Source organism: Rhodoferax sp. ZS1R25, assembly GCF_056521335.1.
In genome coordinates this window covers 230,110-251,020 of sequence record NZ_JBWMAZ010000001.1, presented here as the reverse complement: position 1 = coordinate 251,020, position 20,911 = coordinate 230,110, and the positions used below count along the sequence as shown (strand labels likewise).

Annotated in this window: 22 protein-coding genes; 6 read left to right on the top strand and 16 right to left on the bottom strand. The window is 62.9% G+C overall.

All coding sequences use genetic code 11. The features are described 5' to 3' along the window. Window positions 1-376: 376 nt before the first annotated feature. The 8 genes from AC097R_RS01130 to tauD all read right to left on the bottom strand — a co-directional run bounded on the left by AC097R_RS01130 (window position 377) and on the right by tauD (window position 8,083). Window positions 377-1,849: a GNAT family N-acetyltransferase gene (locus tag AC097R_RS01130; RefSeq protein WP_479595758.1), complete on the bottom strand. Its 1,473-nt coding sequence runs from the start codon at window positions 1,847-1,849 to the stop codon at window positions 377-379. Window positions 1,850-1,950: 101 nt separating this feature from the next. Next, window positions 1,951-2,340 carry a hypothetical protein gene (locus AC097R_RS01125; RefSeq protein ID WP_479595757.1) on the bottom strand — a complete coding sequence of 130 codons (390 nt, stop codon included), beginning with the start codon at window positions 2,338-2,340 and terminating at the stop codon, window positions 1,951-1,953. A gap of 95 nt (window positions 2,341-2,435) precedes the next feature. Then, window positions 2,436-4,337: a family 2A encapsulin nanocompartment cargo protein cysteine desulfurase gene (locus tag AC097R_RS01120; RefSeq protein WP_479598078.1), complete on the bottom strand. Its 1,902-nt coding sequence runs from the start codon at window positions 4,335-4,337 to the stop codon at window positions 2,436-2,438. Window positions 4,338-4,425: 88 nt separating this feature from the next. After that, the gene (locus AC097R_RS01115) at window positions 4,426-5,358 is read right to left on the bottom strand and encodes a family 2A encapsulin nanocompartment shell protein (RefSeq protein ID WP_479595756.1); all 933 of its coding nucleotides are present in this window, start codon (window positions 5,356-5,358) and stop codon (window positions 4,426-4,428) included. A 69-nt stretch (window positions 5,359-5,427) separates the two neighbouring features. Then, a complete protein-coding gene (locus AC097R_RS01110; protein WP_105261889.1) occupies window positions 5,428-5,700 on the bottom strand; it encodes a helix-turn-helix domain-containing protein in 273 nt (90 codons plus the stop codon). After that, window positions 5,697-6,617, bottom strand: coding sequence for a serine O-acetyltransferase EpsC (gene epsC, locus AC097R_RS01105; protein ID WP_479595755.1), 921 nt, complete (start codon window positions 6,615-6,617; stop codon window positions 5,697-5,699). Before epsC ends, AC097R_RS01110 begins: the two co-directional genes overlap by 4 nt. A gap of 8 nt (window positions 6,618-6,625) precedes the next feature. Next, window positions 6,626-7,093: a rhodanese-like domain-containing protein gene (locus tag AC097R_RS01100; RefSeq protein ID WP_479595754.1), complete on the bottom strand. Its 468-nt coding sequence runs from the start codon at window positions 7,091-7,093 to the stop codon at window positions 6,626-6,628. A gap of 156 nt (window positions 7,094-7,249) precedes the next feature. Next, on the bottom strand, window positions 7,250-8,083 hold the full coding sequence (tauD, locus tag AC097R_RS01095) for a taurine dioxygenase (RefSeq protein WP_479595753.1): 834 nt from the start codon (window positions 8,081-8,083) through the stop codon (window positions 7,250-7,252). Window positions 8,084-8,277: 194 nt separating this feature from the next. Between tauD and tauA the strand changes: the two genes are divergently transcribed. The 3 genes from tauA to AC097R_RS01080 are packed head-to-tail and all read left to right on the top strand — an operon-like array spanning window position 8,278 to window position 10,964. After that, a complete protein-coding gene (gene tauA / locus AC097R_RS01090) occupies window positions 8,278-9,300 on the top strand; it encodes a taurine ABC transporter substrate-binding protein (protein ID WP_479595752.1) in 1,023 nt (340 codons plus the stop codon). A 6-nt stretch (window positions 9,301-9,306) separates the two neighbouring features. Next, a complete protein-coding gene (locus AC097R_RS01085) occupies window positions 9,307-10,095 on the top strand; it encodes a taurine ABC transporter ATP-binding protein (RefSeq protein WP_479595751.1) in 789 nt (262 codons plus the stop codon). After that, window positions 10,092-10,964 (top strand): ABC transporter permease subunit, encoded by an 873-nt coding sequence (locus AC097R_RS01080; RefSeq protein WP_479595750.1) that lies wholly within the window; start codon window positions 10,092-10,094, stop codon window positions 10,962-10,964. Before AC097R_RS01085 ends, AC097R_RS01080 begins: the two co-directional genes overlap by 4 nt. A gap of 16 nt (window positions 10,965-10,980) precedes the next feature. Here AC097R_RS01080 and AC097R_RS01075 read toward each other — a convergent pair whose 3' ends face one another. The 8 genes from AC097R_RS01075 to AC097R_RS01040 form a co-directional block, all read right to left on the bottom strand. Further along, window positions 10,981-12,336 carry a sulfatase family protein gene (locus AC097R_RS01075; protein ID WP_479595749.1) on the bottom strand — a complete coding sequence of 452 codons (1,356 nt, stop codon included), beginning with the start codon at window positions 12,334-12,336 and terminating at the stop codon, window positions 10,981-10,983. Continuing rightward, window positions 12,330-12,530, bottom strand: coding sequence for a hypothetical protein (locus AC097R_RS01070; RefSeq protein WP_479595748.1), 201 nt, complete (start codon window positions 12,528-12,530; stop codon window positions 12,330-12,332). Before AC097R_RS01070 ends, AC097R_RS01075 begins: the two co-directional genes overlap by 7 nt. 14 nt (window positions 12,531-12,544) lie before the next feature. Then, window positions 12,545-12,691 (bottom strand): hypothetical protein, encoded by a 147-nt coding sequence (locus tag AC097R_RS01065; protein WP_479595747.1) that lies wholly within the window; start codon window positions 12,689-12,691, stop codon window positions 12,545-12,547. A 134-nt stretch (window positions 12,692-12,825) separates the two neighbouring features. Then, window positions 12,826-13,767 carry a CysB family HTH-type transcriptional regulator gene (locus AC097R_RS01060; RefSeq protein WP_479595746.1) on the bottom strand — a complete coding sequence of 314 codons (942 nt, stop codon included), beginning with the start codon at window positions 13,765-13,767 and terminating at the stop codon, window positions 12,826-12,828. Between the two features lie 6 nt (window positions 13,768-13,773). Further along, on the bottom strand, window positions 13,774-14,364 hold the full coding sequence (locus AC097R_RS01055; protein ID WP_479595745.1) for a malonic semialdehyde reductase: 591 nt from the start codon (window positions 14,362-14,364) through the stop codon (window positions 13,774-13,776). Between the two features lie 19 nt (window positions 14,365-14,383). Then, the gene (locus AC097R_RS01050; RefSeq protein ID WP_479595744.1) at window positions 14,384-15,679 is read right to left on the bottom strand and encodes an O-acetylhomoserine aminocarboxypropyltransferase/cysteine synthase family protein; all 1,296 of its coding nucleotides are present in this window, start codon (window positions 15,677-15,679) and stop codon (window positions 14,384-14,386) included. Window positions 15,680-15,877: 198 nt separating this feature from the next. Further along, window positions 15,878-17,068 carry an MFS transporter gene (locus AC097R_RS01045; RefSeq protein WP_479595743.1) on the bottom strand — a complete coding sequence of 397 codons (1,191 nt, stop codon included), beginning with the start codon at window positions 17,066-17,068 and terminating at the stop codon, window positions 15,878-15,880. After that, on the bottom strand, window positions 17,068-17,997 hold the full coding sequence (locus AC097R_RS01040; RefSeq protein WP_479595742.1) for a TauD/TfdA dioxygenase family protein: 930 nt from the start codon (window positions 17,995-17,997) through the stop codon (window positions 17,068-17,070). The genes AC097R_RS01045 and AC097R_RS01040 overlap by 1 nt, the downstream gene beginning before the upstream one ends. Window positions 17,998-18,195: 198 nt before the next feature. Between AC097R_RS01040 and AC097R_RS01035 the strand changes: the two genes are divergently transcribed. The 3 genes from AC097R_RS01035 to AC097R_RS01025 are packed head-to-tail and all read left to right on the top strand — an operon-like array spanning window position 18,196 to window position 20,898. After that, the gene (locus AC097R_RS01035; protein ID WP_479595741.1) at window positions 18,196-19,215 is read left to right on the top strand and encodes an ABC transporter substrate-binding protein; all 1,020 of its coding nucleotides are present in this window, start codon (window positions 18,196-18,198) and stop codon (window positions 19,213-19,215) included. Continuing rightward, window positions 19,212-20,066: an ABC transporter ATP-binding protein gene (locus AC097R_RS01030; protein ID WP_479595740.1), complete on the top strand. Its 855-nt coding sequence runs from the start codon at window positions 19,212-19,214 to the stop codon at window positions 20,064-20,066. The genes AC097R_RS01035 and AC097R_RS01030 overlap by 4 nt, the downstream gene beginning before the upstream one ends. Further along, complete coding sequence (locus AC097R_RS01025; protein ID WP_479595739.1) at window positions 20,059-20,898, top strand: ABC transporter permease; 840 nt, start codon at window positions 20,059-20,061, stop codon at window positions 20,896-20,898. The genes AC097R_RS01030 and AC097R_RS01025 overlap by 8 nt, the downstream gene beginning before the upstream one ends. Window positions 20,899-20,911: the final 13 nt, after the last annotated feature.

Below are 20,911 nucleotides of genomic sequence, written 5' to 3'. Positions count from 1 at the left end.
TGTAGTACTCAGGTAGCGGTACGACTGTGGTGGTCGGAAGTCTTTGAATAGCGATTTCGGTGAAATAGGCTTGGGAGGGAGCTTCACATTTCCTAACAAGACTCCGTATGCCTCATCCTTTCCTACGAAGTACTCCATGAGCTCTTTTCGTTGGAGGCCCGGACCGAGAGGAAGGCACTTGGTCCAAACCTTGGATGGTGATGCTGAAAACGTGCCGTTGACGTCAACGATTCCGACGATCTGTTGGACTGGCGAACTCGAATAGATTACAGCCAGGCCTACGGGTTGCGCGGCCCATACCCGACGGAATTCGACTTTCTTGGCGCCCGACAGAATCAGTTGGGCAAAGCGTGGCTTCACCGACAGCAAGATCGCTCTAGGACCCTCCGGCTGCAAGCACTCTTGAAAATTTGTCATCAGAAATATTGGTGATTGATTGAATGGGGCCAGTGACGACGCCATCATGCTGAAGTTGTCGGTAGGACACGGACTTGGTCAGATGTTTGACTAGTCTGAAGAGAATGACCTTTGTAGGCCGGGAAGCCATGCTCTCGATTTCTTTGATGCTGTAGACGGTACGTCGGCTGACTAGGGCCGCTATCTTACTGGCGTCATCAAGCACAGCGAACTGATCCACGACTCCGAGCGAGGTGACAGCCTGCTCGTCCTCGGTCCTGTAAAAAAGGAGTACATCCCCCGGACGAATCTTCATCGACGCCGCATGGCAAAGGTATGCCAGTTTGATGGCGTTGCCCACGCTTCCGCCGGCTACGAACAGGAGCGATTGGACCGCTTCATAGTCAGGAAAGAGGATTCGATGGTAGCCCTGCTGTATGGGCACCAAAAACTTCTGTACGCGAGTACCGGCTTGGTAATGCGGATAAAAGCGTTGGATGTACTCAAGCGGTGGCATCCCCGTATCGTCAGGAGCGGTGATCGGGTGCTGCTTCACAAAAACTCGGTCTGAGCCGTAAGCACCACTGTCTTCGAATCCAAAATCAATAAGTAGGTTCACCAGGTAGTTGTGCTTATCCACATCAGCGTGGATGAAGATGTGCTCACAAGCGTTTTCTGTCCCATAGCGGAAGGCCGCCTTCAAAAAGAGCTCACCAATCTTTCGACCTCGGACGCCTTGACTCACCTTGAATGTGCACAACTTCAGAGCCTTACCGTCAAGTTTTTTACTGTTGTCCGTGACCTTCTCGTCTGTCTGAACAGCGTAAATGCATAGCGCACCCAGAACTCCCATCTCATCGCGATAGACCCATGCCTTCCTGTGCTCTCTCGCCTTCTTGCGAAACCAGTCGTTAAACCCAGCGTAGCCCTCACGTAGGCTGTCGAAGAACACCTCGGATAGCTCCGGAGATAAGTTGTGTAGCGGTACGTCATCGATATTCGGCAGAGATACGTCATGTGGCTCGTGAAGCCGTCGTAGCCAGTCCTCTGCCGTCTGGATGTTGTATGTGCGATTGCCAAGACCACGTACTCTGGCCTTGGTTAGGAGCCCTTTGTCCTCCGTGATCAGCGCATGAGCGGCATCACATTCCAGTGCATACAGAATCTCGTTATCGCATGCATCATTTGGACTTGTTGTTGGCGTGTTCCACGGACACTTGGCAAGTTGATCTAAGGCAGGGTATCGGCGGATGTGCTGAAGGTTTCTCGCACGTCGGTTGAGGTCAGGGTCTCGCTCGAAGTCAGCGACGCTTGCTGGGTGGTAACGCAATTGATGCCCACCGACTACCGCAAGCCGGTGAAAGCTAGCCAGATTTTCGCTAAGGACTGCGTACGAATCCTGAAGCGGAATCAGGACATTGGTGTCGAGTAGAAGCGTAAGTTGCTTTGCCAATGTTCTCCTCCCTGGAGTGCTGCGCGTTGTCAGGTGCTTAGATCTGGCCTTGAAGTCTTCCCGCACGCGCTTTGTGCTGCGTGTCGTGATCATAGCTATCGTCAGATGGAATCACGACCCATTGGGCATTCTGGAAGTCTTGAGAGTGCGCTGCGAACGGGATTTCGTTTGCAGTTACAGCAGAGCGCAGAGTGATTGCTTTGCCGCCGTATGGCGATCTGCAACTTCCAGCCAACGCGCTTAAGCTGTGACCGCAGGCCGATAGCTCCACTTGGGCGTAAGCACCAACACCAGCAACGACAGCAGCGCCAATCCACCGGTGTTTCTCTGGCGCCTGGCACTGGCTTCAAGGCAACCAGCGCCGCCAACAGGCTGACCACCATGGTCACATACAACGCCAGGGCCTGTTGGCGCTGGTTGATGCGCGCATTGACCTCCTGGTAGGCCGCAATGAAGCGGTAGTTCGCGTCGACGACGGACGTGTGGGACATCGATTTCACTCCCGGTTGGCATCAGCAAAAAAGGGCGGTGTCATCAGCAGTGCATGCACACCGCTTTTTTGACACCGCCCGCAGGACCTTGATCGTCAGTGCGCCCGCGCCGAGCTCAACTTCCGCACCACCGCCACCAGGCGGTCAATCTCGTCAAAAGTGTTGTAGAACGCCAGTGACGGCCGCACCGTGGTCTCCACGCCAAAGCGGCGCAGGATGGGCTGCGCGCAGTGGTGGCCGGTTCGCACCGCAATGCCTTCGTCGTTCAATGCCTTGCCCACTTCTTCCGTGGTGTAGCCATTCAACACAAAGGACATCACGCTGGCCTTGTCAGCCGCCGTGCCGATCAAGCGCACGCCCGGAATGGCGCCCAGAGCTTGCATGCCGTAGACCAACAACTCGTGTTCGTAGCGGGCAATGTTTTCAATGCCCACCTTGTTCACGTAGTCGATGGCGGCACCCAAGCCCACGGCGTCAGCGATGTTGCCAGTGCCCGCCTCAAACTTGTTCGGGATGGGCTGGAACACGGTCTTCTCGAAGGTCACGTCGGCAATCATGTTGCCGCCACCCTGCCAGGGTGGCATGTCTTCGAGCACCTCTCGTTTACCCCAGACCACACCGATACCGGTAGGGCCGAACACCTTGTGGCCGGAGAACACAAAGAAGTCGGCGCCAATGTCCTGCACGTCCACCCGCATGTGCGAGATGGATTGCGCGCCGTCGACCAGTGCTTTCGCACCGGCTCGGTGGGCCATGGCCACGATTTCCTTGACGGGTGTCACCGTACCCAGCGCGTTCGACACTTGCGTGACAGACACGATCTTGGTGCGGTCGTTCAGCAGCTTCTGGTATTCGTCCAGCAGCACCTGGCCGCTGTCGTCCACCGGGATCACGCGCAGCTTGGCACCCTTGGCGGCAGCGAGCTGCTGCCAGGGCACGATGTTGGCGTGGTGCTCCAGGTTGCTGACGATGATTTCGTCACCCGGGCCAATGTGCTGGCCGCCCCAGCTCTTGGCCACCAGGTTGATGGCCTCGGTGGTGCCGCGCACAAAGATCACCTCGTTCACATCCGGCGCGTTGATGAAGTTCTTCACCCGCTGGCGGGCGCCTTCGTACGCGTCGGTCGCGCGGGCCGCAAGCTCATGCGCCGCGCGGTGGATGTTCGAGTTCTCGTGTTCGTAGAAGTGCGCGATGCGGTCGATCACGCTTTGCGGCTTGTGCGTGGTGGCTGCGTTGTCAAACCACACCAGCTGCTTGCCGTTCACCCGCTCCTGCAAGATGGGGAAATCGCGGCGTATGGCCTGCACGTCAAACGGCGGGCGTTGACCGCTGCCGACATTGGGCGCGCTACCGTTAGGTGCAGCTTTGGCGGGCGTGACATAGCCACTGGGCAACACCACCGAGTCTACAAAGTAGTACTTGGGCTCGGCAGACGGTGTGGTGACCGGTGCACCGGCTGCGGACGGGCTGACGTCCGAACCGAGGCTGGGCGACGACGGAGCTGAAGGCGCCGAAGGTGTGCGTGGCACAGCAGATGCTGCACCCGATGCGGGGTGGCCGTACTGCTCGTTCAAGAAGTAGAACGGCGACGCACCACCAGGGCTGGGCTGCGCACGCTGGTTGGCCACCGGTGCCACGGCCGCGCTGGCCTCGGGCACGCCGAGTACTGCGCTACCAAAGCGTGGCTCGTAGGCCGGTGCCTGGCTGAACAGGGTGTCGGGCACGCCGTTGCCGGCGACTGCATGTGGCTGCAATGCGGGAATGCGATTGGCCAATGACAGCACCGGTGTGGGTGAGGCTGGAATCAGGTTGGCGCCGGGCGCCAAGCCTTGTGGAATCGGGGTGCCAGGTACGCTAGGGCCCAGGCCCGCGGGGCTGGCCAGCGGGGAACCGGCCGGGGCCAGGTTCACCGGGGCCTGCACGCCGGGGGCGCCAGAGCTCAGTGCGGACAGCCCCGATACGCCGGACGGACCGCTGGCAAACAGCGCATTGGCCATTTGCGCGATCAGCGCCGGGTCAATCGGAGGTGCTGCAGCGGGTGCAGCAGGAATGCCTGAAGTAGTCACGTCGGATGATGGCTAGTGACTACTTGTAGGTATCTGGGTAGTCGTGGTACTTGTTGACTTCCACGTCGTCCAGCACGGCCACGGCGTCGGGTGTCAGCACGGCCAGCGAGCAGTACAAGGAAATCAGGTAGCTGGAAATGGCTTGGTCGTTGATGCCCATGAAGCGCACCGACAGACCTGGGCTTTGTTCGCCAGGCAGACCAGGCTGGAACAGGCCAACCACGCCTTGGCGCTTGTCACCCACGCGGATCAACAAAATCTTGCTCTTGCCATCGGCCACGGGGATCTTGTCTGAAGGAATCAGGGGGATGCCGCGCCAGGTGATGAACTGCGAGCCAAACAGGCTGATGGTGGGTGGCGGTGTACCGCGGCGTGTGGCTTCGCGGCCAAAGGCGGCGATGGTGACGGGGTGGGCCAGGAAGAAGGCGGGCTCTTTCCAAACCTTGGTCAGCAGCTCGTCCAGGTCGTCGGGTGTGGGCGCACCGGTCAGCGGGAAGATGCGTTGTTCATCGGTGACTTGCGACAACAGGCCGTAGTCGGGGTTGTTGATGAGTTCGCTTTCCTGGTTTTCCTTGATGGTCTCAATGGTCAGGCGCAGTTGCTCTTTGATCTGGTCGTGCGGGCTGCTGTACAGGTCGGACACGCGGGTGTGCACATCGAGGATGGTGCTGACGGCGTTCAGGAAGAACTCGCGCGGTGCGGCGTCGTAGTCGACAAAGGTGCGGGGCAGCTGGTTCTCGGTCTGGCGCGCGGTGCAGGTGACCTTGATGGACTCAGGGTTCTTGACGGTGTTCAGGCGAAAGATGCCGGCCTCCACAGGTACCCACTGCAGCAGGTGTGTGAGCCAGCGTGGCGAGATGGTGGAGAGTTGCGCCGTGGTTTTGGTGGCGTTGGCGAGTTGCCGTGCGGCGTTGTCGCCCAACGTGGTCAGGGCGGCGGGGGTGCTGGTCATGGAAGTCCTCGGTGTGTGACAGGGAAGGGAAAAACGTCTGCGGCAGTATCCAAATTGCGCGCCCTGCGCTCAACAGGCTATAGCCGTCAATTTGATGCGCTGCACAAAACGGCTATTGGCCGTGGCTTCGCACTCTTGCAGCAGGCCAGACGCCGAAATGTCCAGCGCGGTGGAGAGTTTCTGGATGGTGACCAGAGACGACACGACTTGGCCGCGTTCGATCTCGCCCACGTAGGAGCGGTTCAGGTCCGAGCGTTCGGCCAGCTGCTCTTGCGAGAGGCCGCGCGTGGCACGCATGCGGCGCACCGCGATGCCAAAGTTTTCCAGTAGTTGTTCGCTCATGCAGCCACCGGTTCTGCGTGGGTGTCGTGGCGGTGCACGGCCTGGGTGATGTGGCTGCCGGGTGCCACGCTGTGCGTGAGCCAGACATTGCCGCCAATGGTGGCGCCCTTGCCGATGGTGATGCGGCCCAGCACGGTGGCGCCGGCGTAGATCACCACGTCGTCTTCCACGATGGGGTGGCGCGCCAAGCCCTTGTGCAGCGTGCCATCGGCATCGGCAGAAAAACGTTTGGCGCCGAGCGTCACCGCCTGGTACAGGCGCACGCGCTGGCCGATGACGGCGGTCTCGCCAATCACCACGCCCGTGCCATGGTCGATAAAGAATCCCGGCCCGATATGGGCGCCGGGGTGGATGTCGATACCGGTCTGGCTGTGCGACAGCTCGGCAATGATGCGGGCCAGCAGCGGCAGGCCCAGGAGGTACAGCTTGTGTGCCAGGCGGTGGTGGATGATGGCCAGCACGCCGGGGTAGCACAGCAGCACCTCGTCCACACTGCGGGCGGCCGGATCGCCTTGGTAGGCGGCCAGCACATCGCTGTCCAGCAGGGTGCGGATGCGCGGCAGCTCGGCGGCCAGTGTGCGGGTCACCTGCAGGGCCTGGGCCTCTACATCGGCGTCCTGGCCAGTTTGCTGGCGGGCCACGTATTTCAGCTCCAACCGCACCTGGTCCAGCAGGCCGTGCAGCGCCGTCTCCAGTGTGGTGCCCACGTAGAAGTCTTCACCTTCGGGGTACAGGTCGGGGGGGCCCAGGCGCAAGGGGAACAGCGCGCCCTTGAGGTTTTCCACAATTTGGCTCAGCGCCTCGCGCGAGGGGAACTCGCGCCCGCCGGGCTCCAGCGCCCGCTTTTGCGATTCGCGCCACTGCTGGCGCACGGCGCGCAGGGACGCCACGATCTCGGGGGTGTCAAACATGGCCATGGTGTGTGTCAGTCCTGAATCCAGGGCAGTTGGTGGAAGCGCCAGCCGTCTTCGGTGCCGCGGTGGTTGTGGGCATCGATCTCGCCTTCAAAGCCTTCGAGCACATTGAAGACCTGCGTGAACCCGGCCTTGGTAGCGGCTTCGGCCGCCAGGGCCGAGCGCTTGCCGCTGCGGCACAGCAGCAGCACGGGCGTGTCTTTGCCAGTTTTGGCTTCGAGTTCGCGCACAAAGCGCGGGTTGCGCGTCAGGGCCGTGCCTGTGGCCCATGGCACGTGCAGGCTGCCGGGCACGTGGCCGACAAACTTGCGTTCTTCGCCGCTGCGCACATCGACCAGCACGGCCTGCTCTTGCGAGAACAGCTGCCAGGCCAGGGGCGGTGTTACGCCACCGGCGTAGGGCAGGCCGGTGGCCAGGGCCACGGCGCGGGCGGCTTCCAGGGCCTGGGGCAGTGCGGATGTTTCAGACGGGGCTGACATGGTGGGTTTCCTCTCGTTCCTCTAGGTGTCTATCGCCAGCAAACTGCGGTTTGCGGTGGCCATGGGCGCACTCTAAAGAGCAAGGCTTAGATAACAAACGAATACTTTTTTGCTTGTTAACAACTTAAACATCTGAGGTGACTGTGTAGGTCGCCGTCAGAACGGTGCATCACCCAGGATGGTGGCGCGGTGCATCACGCGGCGGTGGGGCAGATAGTCGGCCGTGGCGTAGTGCTGGGTCAGGCGGTTGTCCCAGAAAGCCAGGTCGTGCTGCTTCCAGCGCCAGCGCACGGTGAACTCCGGCTTGGCCAGGTGGGCGCGCAAAAACGCCAGCACCGCATCGCTCTCGGCCTTGGTCAGCTCCACGATGCGGCTGGTGAAGCCCTCGTTGACGAACAGGCCGCGCTTGCCACTGACCGGGTGCGTTCGCACCACGGGGTGCACCACCTCGGGCGACTTGGCCACGGCGGCTTCCCACACCTTGCGTTCCTCGGGCGTGCGCGCATAGCGCCAGGCCGGGAAGGACTGCACAAAGCTGTGCTCGGCGTGCAGCGGGTCCAGAAAGCTGCGCAGTGGCTCGGACAGCGCTTCGTACGCCGCGATGCCACTGGCCCACAGCGTGTCGCCCCCGTGCGGAGGCAGCACGCGTGCCGACAGGATGGCCCCCAGCGGCGGCGTGGTGATGAAGGTCACATCGGTGTGCCAGTTGTCGTTGTCGGGCGGGTTGTCGTTGTGCGTGTCCAGCACGATGATCTCGGCCGCCTCGGGGTGCTGGGGGTAGACCGGGTGGATGTGCAGCTCGCCAAAGGCGCGCGCCAGGTCGCGCTGCTGCACCGGGGTGACGGGTTGGTTTTCAAAGAACAGCACATGGTGCTGCAGCAGAGCGCTGTGCAAGGTGTCGCGGTCGCTGGTGCGCAGCGGCTCAGTCAGGTCAATGTTGCTAACCAGGGCGCCAATGGCCGGGCCCAGCGGGCGGATGTCGAGAGTCATGGGGGCGGGGGTAGAGAGAAACAGATGCGACCAAGCCTAAAGCGCAGGGCGCATTTCGCTTGCGCGTTATTCGCATTAGCTATGTCAAATTCATTCGACGACACAAACCAGGCATATCAATAAGCTCGATTCCAAGCCCCAAAACCCTCAGAACGGGGTGCTCTCTTTGTCACACGTCACCAAGGAATCGAACCATGCAATTCACCAAAAGACTCTTCACCGCCGCCATCGGCGTCACCCTGCTGGCCGGTGCCAGTCTGGGCTTTGCCGCCGACAAGAAGGTCGTGATCGGCTACCAGACCGACGCGCTGCCCTCGTCTGTGGCCATTGCCAACGGCGACTTCGCCAAGGCCACGGGCTTCCAGATCGACTTCCGCAAGTTCAACTCGGGTGCCGATGTGTTCGCCGCCATTGCCTCCGGGGACGTGCAAATTGGCTATGTTGGCTCCAGCCCCTACGCCGCTGCCACCTCCCGCGGTCTGGACGTGAAAGCCTTCTACCTGGCCTCCATCTCCGGCACCGACGAAGCTCTGGTGGTGCGCAATGGCTCTGGCATCAACAGCCTGGGCGACCTCAAGGGCAAGAAGCTGGCCGCCGCGCCCGTGTCTACCGACCACTACCAGCTGCTGGCCTTGCTGAAGAGCCAAGGCCTGACCGAAAAAGACGTGCAGGTGTTTGCCATTCCCCAGCCTGAGATCGTGGCAGCCTACAACCGCGGTGACCTGGACGGCGGCTTTGTCTGGGACCCCGCGCTGACCGAGCTGAAGAAGACCGGCAAGGTGCTGATCACTTCCAAAGAAGTGGCTGAAAAGGGTGCGCCCACGTTCAGCGCCTGGGTCGCCACCGGCGCCTTTGCCAAAGAGAACCCCGAGTTCCTGAAGGCCTACGCGGGTGTGATCGAGAAGTACTCCAATTCGTTTGTGAAGGACAAAGCCGCCTGGGGACCTGAGAGCGAGAACGCCAAGATCTTGGCCAAGCTGCTGGGCGGCACACCCGCCGACTTTTCCGCCGCGCTGAAGAACCTGAACCTGGTGCCGCTGCACGTGCAAGCGTCCGACGCCTGGCTCGGTGGTGGCGAGAAATCGGGCGTGGCCCGCATCCTGAAAGAAACGGCCAGCTTCCTGAAGGAGCAAAAGAAGATCTCTGACGTGCTGCCAAGCTACGCGGCGTTTGTGACCACCTCGGCGATTGCCGGTGCCGTGGTCGCACAGAAGTAACGTCTCATGCTCAGTGTCAAGAACGCCAGCGTCTACTTTGCCGGGCGCAACGGCCACCCGGTGCAAGCCCTGGACCGTGTCTCGCTCGACATTCCGGACCGCGGCTTTGTCGTGGCACTGGGTACCTCGGGCTGCGGCAAGTCCACCTTGCTCAATGCCATGGCGGGCTTCTTGCCGCTGTCCGAGGGCAGCATCACGCTGAACGGCCGTCCTATCGAGAAGCCCGGTGCCGACCGCGGCGTGGTGTTCCAGAAGGACAGCTTGCTGCCCTGGAAAACCGTGGCCGAGAACGTGGCACTGGGCCTGAAGTTTGCTGGTGCCAGCCGCGCCGAGCAGCGCGACCGGGCATTGGAGCTGCTGCACCTGGTGGGCTTGCAAGACTTTGCCAATGCCGCGCCGTATGAGCTGTCCGGTGGTATGCGCCAGCGCGTGGGCCTGGCCCGCGCCCTGGCGCCGGACCCAGACATCCTGCTGATGGACGAGCCCTTTGGCGCGCTGGACAGCATGACGCGTGAGCAGATGCAGGAGCTGCTGGTCTCGGTCTGGTACCGCACCGGCAAGCAGGTGTTTTTCATCACCCACTCCATCGAAGAAGCGTTGTTCCTCGGCACCCAGCTCATCGTCATGTCACCGCGGCCCGGCCGTATCGTGGCGCGCTTTGACCTGGACTTTGTCAACACCTTTGCCCGCGACGGCGATGCGCGTGCCATCAAGACCGCACCGAAGTTTGCCCACCTGCGCGAAGAGATTCGCGCCATCGTCCACCAGAACGAACACCAAGAGGTCACCGCATGAGCGACCTAGCCATCAAAGCCGCTGCTGCCGGTTTGCACACTGAGGAACCACGCACCCGCCGCTTGGAGCCCCGCATCGTGAAGATGCGCAATTTCGGCATTGGCGAAAAATCCACAGTCACCATCAGCGTGGCCACCGGCGCCGCCCTGTTGCTGCTGTGGTGGGCCATCACCCAGGCAGGGCTGGTGCCCAAGCTGTTTTTGCCGACACCGGCTGAAGTGCTGTCGTTGGGTGTCGAAATCTTCCGCGAAGGTTATGCCAACGCCACCCTGTGGGAACACGTGTCCGCCAGCCTGGGCCGCATTCTGTCGGCCGCGGTGATTGCCGTGGCCCTGGGGATTCCCGTGGGCTTGCTCATGGGCCTGAGCCGCTGGGCCAAGGGCGTGTTTTCCACGCCCATCGAGTTCTACTGGCCGCTGCCGCCGCTGGCCTACCTGCCGCTCATGATCATCTGGCTGGGCATTGGTGAGACCTCCAAGATCGTGCTGCTGGCCCTGGCCATGTTTGCGCCCGTGGTGCTGTCGGCCCAGGCCGGCGTGCGCTCGCTGCCGCAGGAGCGTGTCAACGCGGCGCTGTCGCTGGGCGCCTCGCGCTGGCAGCTGTTCAAGGACATCGTGCTGCCCTCGGCCCTGCCCGAGATCCTGACCGGCATCCGCATTGCGCTGGGTGTGGGCTGGAGCACGTTGGTGGCGGCCGAACTGATTGCGGCCACGCGCGGCATCGGCTACATGATCATGTCGGCCTCCCACTTCTTGGCCACCGATGCGGTGTTTGTCGGCATCGCGGTGATTGCGCTGTGCGCCTTTGCGTTCTCGTTCAGCATGCGCCTGCTGGAAAGCTGGCTGGTGCCCTGGAAGGGCAAGCAGTGATGGTTGGCCTTTTGCGTTACAGCGCGCGTGAAGCCCGCTCGGGCCGGTAGCGGTCGGCCTGGATGTCGGGTGTTACCCCGTGGGTGAAGACCTCGTCCGTGATGGGCAGGAATTGCGCATTCCATTGTTCCCACTGCGCCTTCAGCCGATCAAACACGTGGGTGTGCTTGTCGCGCAGGTTGGCGCGTTCACGCTTGTCGTCTTCCAGGTTGAAGAGGAACTCGTTCTCGTTGATCTTCAGGTACTTCCAGGCGCCGTCGCGCACGGCACGCTGCTCCTGGGCCTTGTAGCGCCAGAACAGGGTGCGCACATACGGTTGCACCTCGCCTAGCAGCACCGGCAGGATGTTCAGGCCATCGGGCGGGTAGTCCGGGTCGGCTGCCACGCCGGCAGCAGCCAGCAGCGTGGGCAGCCAGTCCATGCTGATGGTGACCTGGTGGCTCACGTGGTGTTTCAGGCGTGCCGGCCAGCGCATGATGGTGGGCACGCGCAAACCGCCTTCGAGCAACTCGGTCTTCTGCCCCGTGAAGGGCCAGGTTTTGGAGAAACGCTCACCGCCGTTGTCGCTGCTGAACACCACGATGGTGTTGTCCGCCAGACCCTGGTCTTTCAGCGCCTTCACCACCTGGCCCACGGCCGCGTCCAGCGACTGCACGATCTTGCCGTAGGTCTCCAGGCTGCCCCCGTCGTAATGGAACAGGTCTTTCAGCCCGCGCGACACATGCTCGTCCTCGGGCCCCACCCAGGGCCAGTGCGGCGCCGTGAAATGCAGGGACAAGAAGAAAGGTTTGTCGGCGGTTTGTGACTGCACATACTGCACGGCTTCCTGGGCCAGCAGCTCGGTGTAGTAGCCCACGCGGTCTACGGGCACTTCGCCCTCGTACAGGTCGCGCGGCACCTGGTCGCCCACGCCGGGTTTGTGGGTGAAGTAGTCAATCGCGCCGCCGTAGTTGCCAAAGAACTTGTCGTAGCCGCTTTTGAGCGGGCCAAAGTGCGGCAGATTGCCCAGGTGCCATTTGCCAATGAGTGCGGTGTTGTAGCCCGCCTGTTTGAGCAACGAGGGCAAGGTGGCGTGGTCTGGCGGCAGGCCATGCAGGTGGGCGGTGCGCACCAAGGGTTCTTCCAGCCCACCGCGCAGGCGGTGTTGGTAGCGCCCGGTGATCAAGGCAAAGCGGGTGGCCGAGCACACCGCCGAGTTGGCATAGGCCTGGGTGAAGCGCACACCCTCCGCGGCCAGCCGGTCCAGATGCAGGGTGCGGTAGTCGGCCTGGCCATAGACGCTCAGGTCGGCCCAGCCCAGGTCGTCGGCCAGGATGAAAACAATATTGGGGGGAGAGTTGGGTGCGCTCACGATGGGGTCTGCGATCACCACGCCCACAGCAACGCGGTCTGCGTGGGACGGAGGATGGAATAGGGGCGGCGCAGGGTATGGATGGGTGTGCGCGATGCCAGGCGACGACCGGTGCGGCTGCGGTGCAGCAGCTCCCAGGAGCCAGAGGTCACGGCCAAGACGCGCAGCAGGTTGCGCTGGATGTCATCGGCGCTGGAGAAGTTGGATGAGGGCATGGGGCCTCCTGCGCTCACACCACCTGCACAGGCAACAGCAGCAGTTGCACGGCTACCGTCGCCACGGCGACCCACAGCAGGGCACTGCCCAGAGACAGCAGCAGCTCGCGCGGGCTGAACGGGCCCTCGTGCTGCAGGTTGGCGAAATCATGGTCTTGCATCACACACCTCCTGGAAGAATGTTGTTATTGGTTCAGTCATTCTGGTGCGGGGGGCGCCAGAAGGGAACGAATAAAACGGCACTACCAAGTGACGAAAACGCGTAAGGCCCCGCCGCGCGGGCGGGGCTTCAGGGTCATGCCGTTTCGGGTTCCAGCTGGGCCAGTGCCTGGGTCACGGCAGCGCGGGTCAGCGTGGGCACAAAGGTCTCGATGAAGCTATACGCATAGCCCCGCAACCAGGCGCCGCGGCGTAGCCCCAGCCGTGTCACGTTCACCTGGAACAGGTGGCCCGCATCCAGGATGCGCAGGTTGCGGTCGCGGTCGGCGTCCAGCGCCACCGAGGCCACGATGCCCACGCCCATGCCCAGTTCCACATAGGTTTTGATGACATCGGCGTCCATGGCGGTCAGCACCACATCGGGCTGCAGGTGGGCCGCGGCAAAGGCGTCGTCAATGTGGGAGCGCCCGGTGTAGCCGGCCTGGTAGGTGATGATGGGGTACTGCGCCAGCTGCTGCAGCGTGACCGGACCTTCCTGCTCCAGCAAAGGGTGGCCCGGGGGTACCACCACGCTGTGGGTCCATCGGTAGCAGGGCAGGGTGACCAACTGGCTGTAGTCAGCCAGCGCCTCGGTGGCCACACCAATGTCGGCCTCGCCGGAAATCAGCATGGCGGCCACCTGCTTGGGCGAACCCTGGTGCAGGTGCAGCGTGACCTTGGGGAACTTGTCGCGAAAGTCTTTCACCACATGCGGCAACGCATAGCGCGCCTGCGAGTGGGTGGCTGCCACGGACAGTTGCCCCTCCATCTGCGCGCTGTAGTCTTGCCCGGCGCGCTTGAGGTTTTCGGCGTCCAGCAGCAGGCGCTCCACGATGGGCAGCAGGTCCTTGCCCGGTGGCGTCAGGCCCGTCAGGCGCTTGCCAGCGCGGCCAAAGATGTCCACGCCCAGCTCTTCTTCCAGCTCACGGATCTGGCGGCTCACCCCGGGCTGCGAGGTGTGCAGCATGTTGGCCACTTCCGTGAGGTTGTAGCCGCAGCGCACGGCCTCGCGCACCGATCTCAGTTGTTGGAAATTCATGCGCGTTCAGACCACCTGCGTGGCTTGCTCAAAAGTCAGGCGCGGGCCACGGGCAAAGGTGCCCGAGTGGTCGGCATAGCCCAGGTTGACCAGGAAATTGGCGCGATAACGGCCGTCGGGGAAGAAGGCCTGGTTGACCTTGGTCACGTCAAAACCCGATTGCGCGCCGCTGTCGATGCCCAATGCGCGCGCCGCAATGATCAGATAGGCACCTTGCAGGGCGCTGTTGCGCTCCGCGGTGGCCTGGGTCAGTCCGGCATTGTTGTCAAACAGGGGCTTGGCGTCGTAGACCGGAAACTGCGTGGGCAGATGCTCCTGGAACTGGCTGTCGTAGGCCACGATGACGGTGACCGCAGAGGCCAGGGTTTGGGCCACGTTGCCGCCCGAGAGGGCGGGCTTGAGCTTTTCCTTGGCCTCGGCCGAACGCACAAACACAAAGCGCGCAGGCTGGGCGTTGAAGGCCGTGGGGCCCCACTTCAGCAGGTCGTACAGTTTGTGCAGGGTGTCGTCGGAGATGGGCTCGGGCTTGAAGGCGTGCACCGTGCGTGCCTCGCGGAACAGCTGGTCCAGCGCGGCGTCGTTCAAAGCTTGGGACATGGGGATTTCCTCGTGATACTTAAACGGCAGCCTGGGCCTGGTCCAGATCGGCCAGCAGGTCGTCAATGTGCTCAATGCCGACCGACAGGCGCACGGCGTCGACCGGCACACCGGCCTTGGCCAGTTCTTCCGGCGACAGTTGGCGGTGAGTGGTGGAAGCCGGGTGCGTGGCGAGCGACTTGGCGTCGCCAATGTTCACCAGGCGGGTGAAGAGCTGTAGCGCATCCAGAAAGCGCGCACCGGCTTCACGGCCCTGGCCCTCGGGGGCTTTCACGCCGAAGGTCAAGAGACCGGAGGCCTTGCCGCCCAGGTACTTCTGGGCCAGCTCATGGTCAGGGTGGCCGGGCAGTGCGGCAAAGTTGACCCACGCCACCTTGGCGTGCTTTTGCAGGTGCTGCGCGACCTTGAGTGCGTTGTCGGTAATGCGCTCCAGGCGCAGCGCCAGTGTTTCAATGCCTTGCAAAATCAGGAAAGCGTTGAACGGCGAGATGGCGGCGCCGGTATTGCGCAGCGGCACAACGCGGGCACGGCCAATGTAGGCGGCAGGGCCCAGGGCTTCGGTGTAGACCACACCGTGGTAGCTGGGGTCGGGTTCGTTCAGGCGCTTGAAGCGCGCCTTGTGATCGGCCCACGGGAACTTGCCGCTGTCCACAATCGCGCCGCCAATGGTGGTGCCGTGGCCGCCCAGGTACTTGGTGAGCGAATGCACCACGATGTCGGCGCCGTGTTCGATGGGGCGCAGCAGGTAGGGCGTGGCCACGGTGTTGTCCACGATGAGCGGGATGCCGTGCGCATGCGCAATGTCGGCAATGCGGCGAATGTCGGTCACATTGCCTTGGGGGTTGCCCAGCGACTCGACAAAGATGGCCTTGGTGCGCTCGTCAATCAGCGGCGCAAAGCTGTCGGGGTTCTTGTGGTCGGCAAAACGCGTGGTGATGCCGTACTGCGGCAGCGTATGGGCAAACAGGTTGTAGGTGCCGCCGTAGAGCGCGGTGCTGCTGATGATGTTGTCGCCGGCCTCGGCAATGGTCTGGATCGCGTAGGTCACCGCGGCCTGGCCCGATGCCAGGGCAAGTGCGGCCAGGCCGCCCTCCAGTGCCGCGACGCGCTTTTCCAGCACGTCCTGCGTGGGGTTCATGATGCGGGTGTAGATATTGCCCGGCACCTTCAGGTCGAACAAATCGGCGCCGTGCTGGGCGCTGTCAAAAGCGTAGGCCGCCGTTTGGTAGATGGGCACGGCCACGGCCTTGGTGGTGGGGTCCGGGCTGTAACCGGCGTGGACGGATTGGGTCTCGAATTTCCAGTGGTCTGACATGGGGGCCTCTCCTGATGGCGGGTGGTGGTGTGACTTGCTATGGTTTTGGCAGCTGGTCGCGCATATTCCACGAGGGCTAGAGGCCTATTTTTCTTATAAACAGGCGGTTCCAGACCGCGAAACCTGCGAAAAAAGCCGCTGGTGCCTTGCACTCTAAAGGCGGCTCCTCAAAACTCAAACGAATAAAAAGTTGATTCTTTAGATCAAAAACATCGTTGGACGGGTGCGCTCGCGCAAGGCGCGCCAGCCCAGCCACCAGAAAACGGGCACAAACAACAGGAACACGGTCTGCAGCCCTACCACCGTGCCCAGCGTGCCGCCCAGCAGCCCGCCGACAAAGCCGCCGCAGGGGCCGGCCAGTGCGCTCAGTCCCGACACGCGTCCCCGCCCCAGGCGTGCGCCGACGTGGGCAAACTGGGTGAGCGTGTGCATTTGCAGTAGCCCCAGTCCGGCGCCCAGCACCACACCACCCACCCACAGCCAGGCCGTGGTGGTGGCCCAGGCCAGCAGCAGTGCCGCCACCGTGACCGCAGCCACCGAGGCCAACACGGTACGCAGTGGCCCCAGCCAGGTCAGCAAGGGGCCCAGAAAAATCAGCGTGGCGACAAAGGCGCTGCCCTGCACCGCCACCAGCGAGCCGGCGCCTAGCGCAGGCAGGCCCAGCTCCTGCACGGCGATCACCACCATATAGAAGGCGTAGTACATGTGGATGGCCTGGATGGCGCACTCCTGCATGGCCAGCGCACGGATCTCAGGCTCGCGCCACAGGGCCTGCACCGACTGGCGCATGGACAGCCGCACCGCACCCGCGCGCGGCGGTGTGTGGGTGTGCTGGCTCAATACCGACGATGACAGCGTGGCCGTGAGCAGGAACATGGCGGCAATCAACCAGTAGCTGCCCGCATAGCCCAGCAGCGCCACCACACCGGCGGCGAGCATGGGCCCCAGCAGAAACATGCCCGCCATGTGCGCGCCGCGCTGCCAGCCGGCCCGCGCGTGGCCAATGCGCTCCAGCGCCGCCATGAACACGGTGTTCAGCGAGACAAAGCGCAGCGGCATGACAAAGCTGATGAGCGCGGTCAGCGCCACCAAAAACAGGGTCTGGGGCAACAGCGGGATGGCGGCATACAAAGCCCCAATCACTAGGCTGCCGCCAATGAACAGCCGCGTGGGCCCCAGGCGTTCCACCCAGAAGCCCACCGGAATGCTCATGAACAAAATGCCCACCGACTGCGCTCCGGCAATGGCCGCCAGCCAGCCGCCCTGCGCGCCCAGGTGCAGGGCGTACAGGGTGGTGGTGAACTTGGCCAGCCCCACGCTGATGCCCATGAAGGAGGACAACAGCGCGAAGCGCAGCAGAAAGGCGTTGCGTTGGAAGAACCCGCGCATCAGGCGGCCTGGGCCGCAGAGTTGGCAGCCTGGCCGACCGCAAAGCTGCGTTGGCCTTGCACCGACACCGGCACCTCGCCGCGGATCGTGACGCGGCGCACCACGCGGTGCTGGTCACCGTAGTCGTTGATGGCGTAGTGCTGTGTGGCGCGGTTGTCCCAGATGGCCACATCGCCCTCGGCCCAGTGCCAGCGCACGGTGTTTTCCAGGCGCGTGATGTGGTGCTGGATGATTTCGAACAGGTGCTGCGAGTCATGCGTGTTGTAGCCCACAAAGCGCTTGAGAAAGTGGCCGGCCACCAGCGTGCGCTCGCCGGTTTCGGGGTGTACGCGCACCAGCGGGTGCTGGGCTTCGATCAGGCGCGAACGGAACACCGCGCGGTAGTGCTGGGCACCGGCGTCGTCCGGTTCCACACGCGTGGCGGCGTAGTCGTAGTCGTTGCTGTGCACGGCCCACAGGCGCTCGGCCAGCGCCTTGAACTCATCCGACAGCTCGTTGTAGGCCGCCGCGGTGTTGGCCCACACGGTGTCGCCGCCGTGGTCGGGAATGGTCAGCGAGCGCAGCACCGACACCTTGGGGTAGTCGGCATCAAAGGTCACGTCGGTGTGCCAGGAGTTGGCGCGCCCACCGTGGTTGGAGTCCAGCTCCAGGATGTCGGTGCCATTGCGCGAAGGCACGGTGGGGTGGGGTACCACACTGCCCCAGCGGCCGGCAAAGGCCTGGTGTTCGGCATCGTCCAGATGCTGCTGGCCGCGGAAGAACAACACCTTGTGCTTGAGCAGCGCCTGGTGGATGGCGGCAAAGGTTTCTGGCGCCAGCTGGCCCGACAGGCGCAGGCCTTGCACGCGTGCGCCAATGCGCCCACCCAGAGGCTGGATGTCCAGTGCGGGTGCGACGGCGGTGAGGGGGTGGTTGAGTACAGCAGACATGCAGGGTTCCTTTGGTGTGACAGGGTTTGGGATGAAAGGCGCACCCATCGTAGGAAGCGCAGCCTGCAAAGCGAAGCTCGAAATCCGCATGTGAATCTGTGCCGCGTAGATGCGCATAACCATGTGCGATTTCCTTCGTTGGTGCTGGGGCCGTGTCGACCTACGCTGCGTTCCAAGATCAACTTCTGAGGTAATTGCATGCGACCCGTTTTCAAACTCATCACCGCCGTGGCCGTCGCCTTGGGGCTCTCGGGCCAGGCCTTGTCCCAGTCCCAAGAGGCCCTGGAGGTCACCGACATCCGCTACCAGGGCTGGGCGGGCCAGGTCGTCTGGATTGAACTGGCGGAGAGCCTGGGCTACCTGGCCCCGCTCAAGGCCAAGTGGGTGGGCAACACCATCAGTGGCCCGCAAGACATCCAGTCCGTGGTCACCGGCGATGTGGACTTTGGCGGTGCCTTCAACGGTGCCGTGGTCAAACTGCTGGCCAAGAAAGCACCCATCAAGGCAGTGCTGGGCTACTACGGCGTGGACGACAACAACTACACCGGCTACTTCGTCAAATCTGACAGCCCGATCAAAACCGCCCGTGACCTGATCGGCAAGAAAGTGGCCGTCAACACCCTGGGTGCCCACCACGAATTCATGGTGCGCGAGTACTTGGAGCGCAACAAGTTGACGGACGCCGAAGCCAAGCAAGTCACGCTGGTGGTGACGCCGCCCGTGACCGGCGAACAGGCGCTGCGTCAGAACCATGTGGACGTGACGGCACTGGGCGGCGTGCTGCGTGACAAGGCGCTGGAGCGCGGTGGCATTCGCCCCTTGTTCACCGATCAGGATCTGTACGGCAGTTTCACGGCCGGCAGCATCGTGCTGCACAACAAATTTCTGGAGCAAAACCCCAAGGCTTCCAAGCACTTGGTGAGTGCGTTGGCCCGTTCCATTGAATGGACGCGCAAGACACCGGCTGCCGAGGTGCGCGCGCAGTACGAAAAAATCATCAAGGCCCGCGGCCGTTCCGAGAGCGCCGACACCATCCAGTACTGGAAGAGCAATGGCGTGCCTTCCGTGGGTGGCGTGATTCTGGAGAAAGACCTGCAAGTCTGGATCGACTGGCTGGTGAAGGATGACGTGATCAAGGCCGGTCAGGTCAAACCGTCTGATCTCTACACCAACGCATTGAACCCCTACGCCACGGGCGCCAAGGTGGCTGCCAAATGAGCACGCCCAAGATCCGCTTTGAACACGTCAGCAAGGAGTTCACGGTCCGCGCCGAAGACGGCGGTCCGGACAAGCGCTTCACGGCTTTGCAGGATGTGACGCTGGACATCCGCGCCGGTGAATTCCTCGTGCTGGTGGGCCCCAGCGGTTGCGGCAAGTCCACCTTGCTGGACCTGCTGGCCGGGTTGACCTTGCCCAGCAGCGGGCGGGTTCTGATTGATGGCAAGCCCATCACCGGCCCGGCACGGGACCGTGGCGTGGTGTTCCAGCAGTACGCGCTGTTCCCCTGGCTCAGCGCGCTGGACAACGTGGCCTTTGGGCTGGAGATTGCGGGCCTGGGCAAGAAGGAGCGCCGCGAAAAGGCCGCGCAGTACCTGGAGCTGGTGGGCCTCACGGATTTCCGCAACCACTACCCGCACGAAATGTCGGGCGGCATGAAGCAACGCGTAGCCATCGCGCGCAGCCTGGCGTATGAGCCCCAGGTACTGCTGATGGACGAGCCCTTTGCGGCGCTGGACGCGCAAACCCGCGAGACCTTGCAGGAAGAGCTGGTGGAGATCTGGCACCGCACCGGCAAGACCATTGTGTTCATCACCCACGGTATCGACGAGGCCGTGGTGCTGGGCCAGCGCGTGGCGGTGATGACCACACGTCCGGGCCGTATCAAGGAGATCGTGGACATCCCCGAGTCCCTGCGCACCGGCGCCGCGGATGTGCGCTCACTGCCCCTGTTTGGCGAACTGCGCCACCAAATCTGGAGCCTCTTGCACGACGAAGTGGCCTCCGCCCGCAAAGAACGCCGTGCGCGCATCGCCGCGCAGGTAGAGAACAAGGAGACCTCCCATGTCTGACATTGCATTGAACCCCGGTGTACCCGCGCTGAGCCTGACCGCGGCCCCCATCTGGCGGCGCTGGCTTCGCGTGCTCAACGAAGTCGCATGGCGCTCAGGCCTCATCGTCGCGCTGGCCGTGCTGTGGGAAATAGCGCCGCGGCTGGGTTTTACAGACCCCACCTTTTTGCCACCCCTGAGTGAGGTGCTACAGGCGGGCTGGGTGCTCGCGCTCAAAGGCCAGCTGTGGGAGCACACGTCCTACAGCCTGGCCCGCGCGCTGGGCGGCCTGTTTCTGGCGCTGCTCTATGCCATCCCCTTGGGGCTGGCGATTGGCTGGTACGAGCGCCTGGGCCACGCGCTGAACCCGCTGATCGAACTGCTGCGCAACACCGCACCGCTGGCCTTGCTGCCCGTGTTCCTGTTGCTGTTGGGCATTGGCGAGGTGTCCAAGGTGGCCATCGTGGTCTATGCCTGCTCCTGGCCGCTGTTGCTTAACACCATCGTGGCCGTGCGCCAGGTGGACCCCCTGCTGGTCAAGTCGGCCCGCACCATGGGTGCGACGCCGCGCCAGCTGTTCCTCAAGGTCATCCTGCCCTCGTCGGTGCCCACCATCTTTGTGGGTATCCGCCTGGCCAGTGCTACCGCCATTCTGGTGTTGTTGGCCGCCGAGATGGTGGGTGCCAAGGCAGGCCTGGGCTTTCTCATCATCTACGCCCAGTACAGCTTTTTGATTGGCGATATGTACTTCGGAATCATCGCCATCACCTTCATCGGGGTCGCGCTGAACTTTGTGCTGCAGACCCTGGAGCGTCGCCTCACCGCGTGGAAACCTGCCGCAGTGCGCACCTAAGCATTTATAAAAA

Bases quoted from the DNA above. Each gene is read 5' to 3' on its own strand.
- AC097R_RS01120 (WP_479598078.1), bottom strand. From the start codon at position 4,337: ATGGCCAATGCGCTGTTTGCCAGCGGTCCGTCCGGCGTATCGGGGCTG.
- AC097R_RS01030 (WP_479595740.1), top strand. From the start codon at position 19,212: ATGAGCACGCCCAAGATCCGCTTTGAACACGTCAGCAAGGAGTTCACG.
- AC097R_RS01065 (WP_479595747.1), bottom strand. From the start codon at position 12,691: ATGCAAGACCATGATTTCGCCAACCTGCAGCACGAGGGCCCGTTCAGC.
- AC097R_RS01070 (WP_479595748.1), bottom strand. From the start codon at position 12,530: ATGCCCTCATCCAACTTCTCCAGCGCCGATGACATCCAGCGCAACCTG.
- AC097R_RS01125 (WP_479595757.1), bottom strand. From the start codon at position 2,340: ATGTCCCACACGTCCGTCGTCGACGCGAACTACCGCTTCATTGCGGCC.
- epsC (WP_479595755.1), bottom strand. From the start codon at position 6,617: ATGGCCATGTTTGACACCCCCGAGATCGTGGCGTCCCTGCGCGCCGTG.
- AC097R_RS01045 (WP_479595743.1), bottom strand. From the start codon at position 17,068: ATGCGCGGGTTCTTCCAACGCAACGCCTTTCTGCTGCGCTTCGCGCTG.
- AC097R_RS01080 (WP_479595750.1), top strand. From the start codon at position 10,092: ATGAGCGACCTAGCCATCAAAGCCGCTGCTGCCGGTTTGCACACTGAG.
- AC097R_RS01060 (WP_479595746.1), bottom strand. From the start codon at position 13,767: ATGAATTTCCAACAACTGAGATCGGTGCGCGAGGCCGTGCGCTGCGGC.
- AC097R_RS01035 (WP_479595741.1), top strand. From the start codon at position 18,196: ATGCGACCCGTTTTCAAACTCATCACCGCCGTGGCCGTCGCCTTGGGG.
- AC097R_RS01100 (WP_479595754.1), bottom strand. From the start codon at position 7,093: ATGTCAGCCCCGTCTGAAACATCCGCACTGCCCCAGGCCCTGGAAGCC.
- tauD (WP_479595753.1), bottom strand. From the start codon at position 8,083: ATGACTCTCGACATCCGCCCGCTGGGCCCGGCCATTGGCGCCCTGGTT.
- AC097R_RS01110 (WP_105261889.1), bottom strand. From the start codon at position 5,700: ATGAGCGAACAACTACTGGAAAACTTTGGCATCGCGGTGCGCCGCATG.
- tauA (WP_479595752.1), top strand. From the start codon at position 8,278: ATGCAATTCACCAAAAGACTCTTCACCGCCGCCATCGGCGTCACCCTG.
- AC097R_RS01050 (WP_479595744.1), bottom strand. From the start codon at position 15,679: ATGTCAGACCACTGGAAATTCGAGACCCAATCCGTCCACGCCGGTTAC.
- AC097R_RS01025 (WP_479595739.1), top strand. From the start codon at position 20,059: ATGTCTGACATTGCATTGAACCCCGGTGTACCCGCGCTGAGCCTGACC.
- AC097R_RS01040 (WP_479595742.1), bottom strand. From the start codon at position 17,997: ATGTCTGCTGTACTCAACCACCCCCTCACCGCCGTCGCACCCGCACTG.
- AC097R_RS01085 (WP_479595751.1), top strand. From the start codon at position 9,307: ATGCTCAGTGTCAAGAACGCCAGCGTCTACTTTGCCGGGCGCAACGGC.
- AC097R_RS01055 (WP_479595745.1), bottom strand. From the start codon at position 14,364: ATGTCCCAAGCTTTGAACGACGCCGCGCTGGACCAGCTGTTCCGCGAG.
- AC097R_RS01115 (WP_479595756.1), bottom strand. From the start codon at position 5,358: ATGACCAGCACCCCCGCCGCCCTGACCACGTTGGGCGACAACGCCGCA.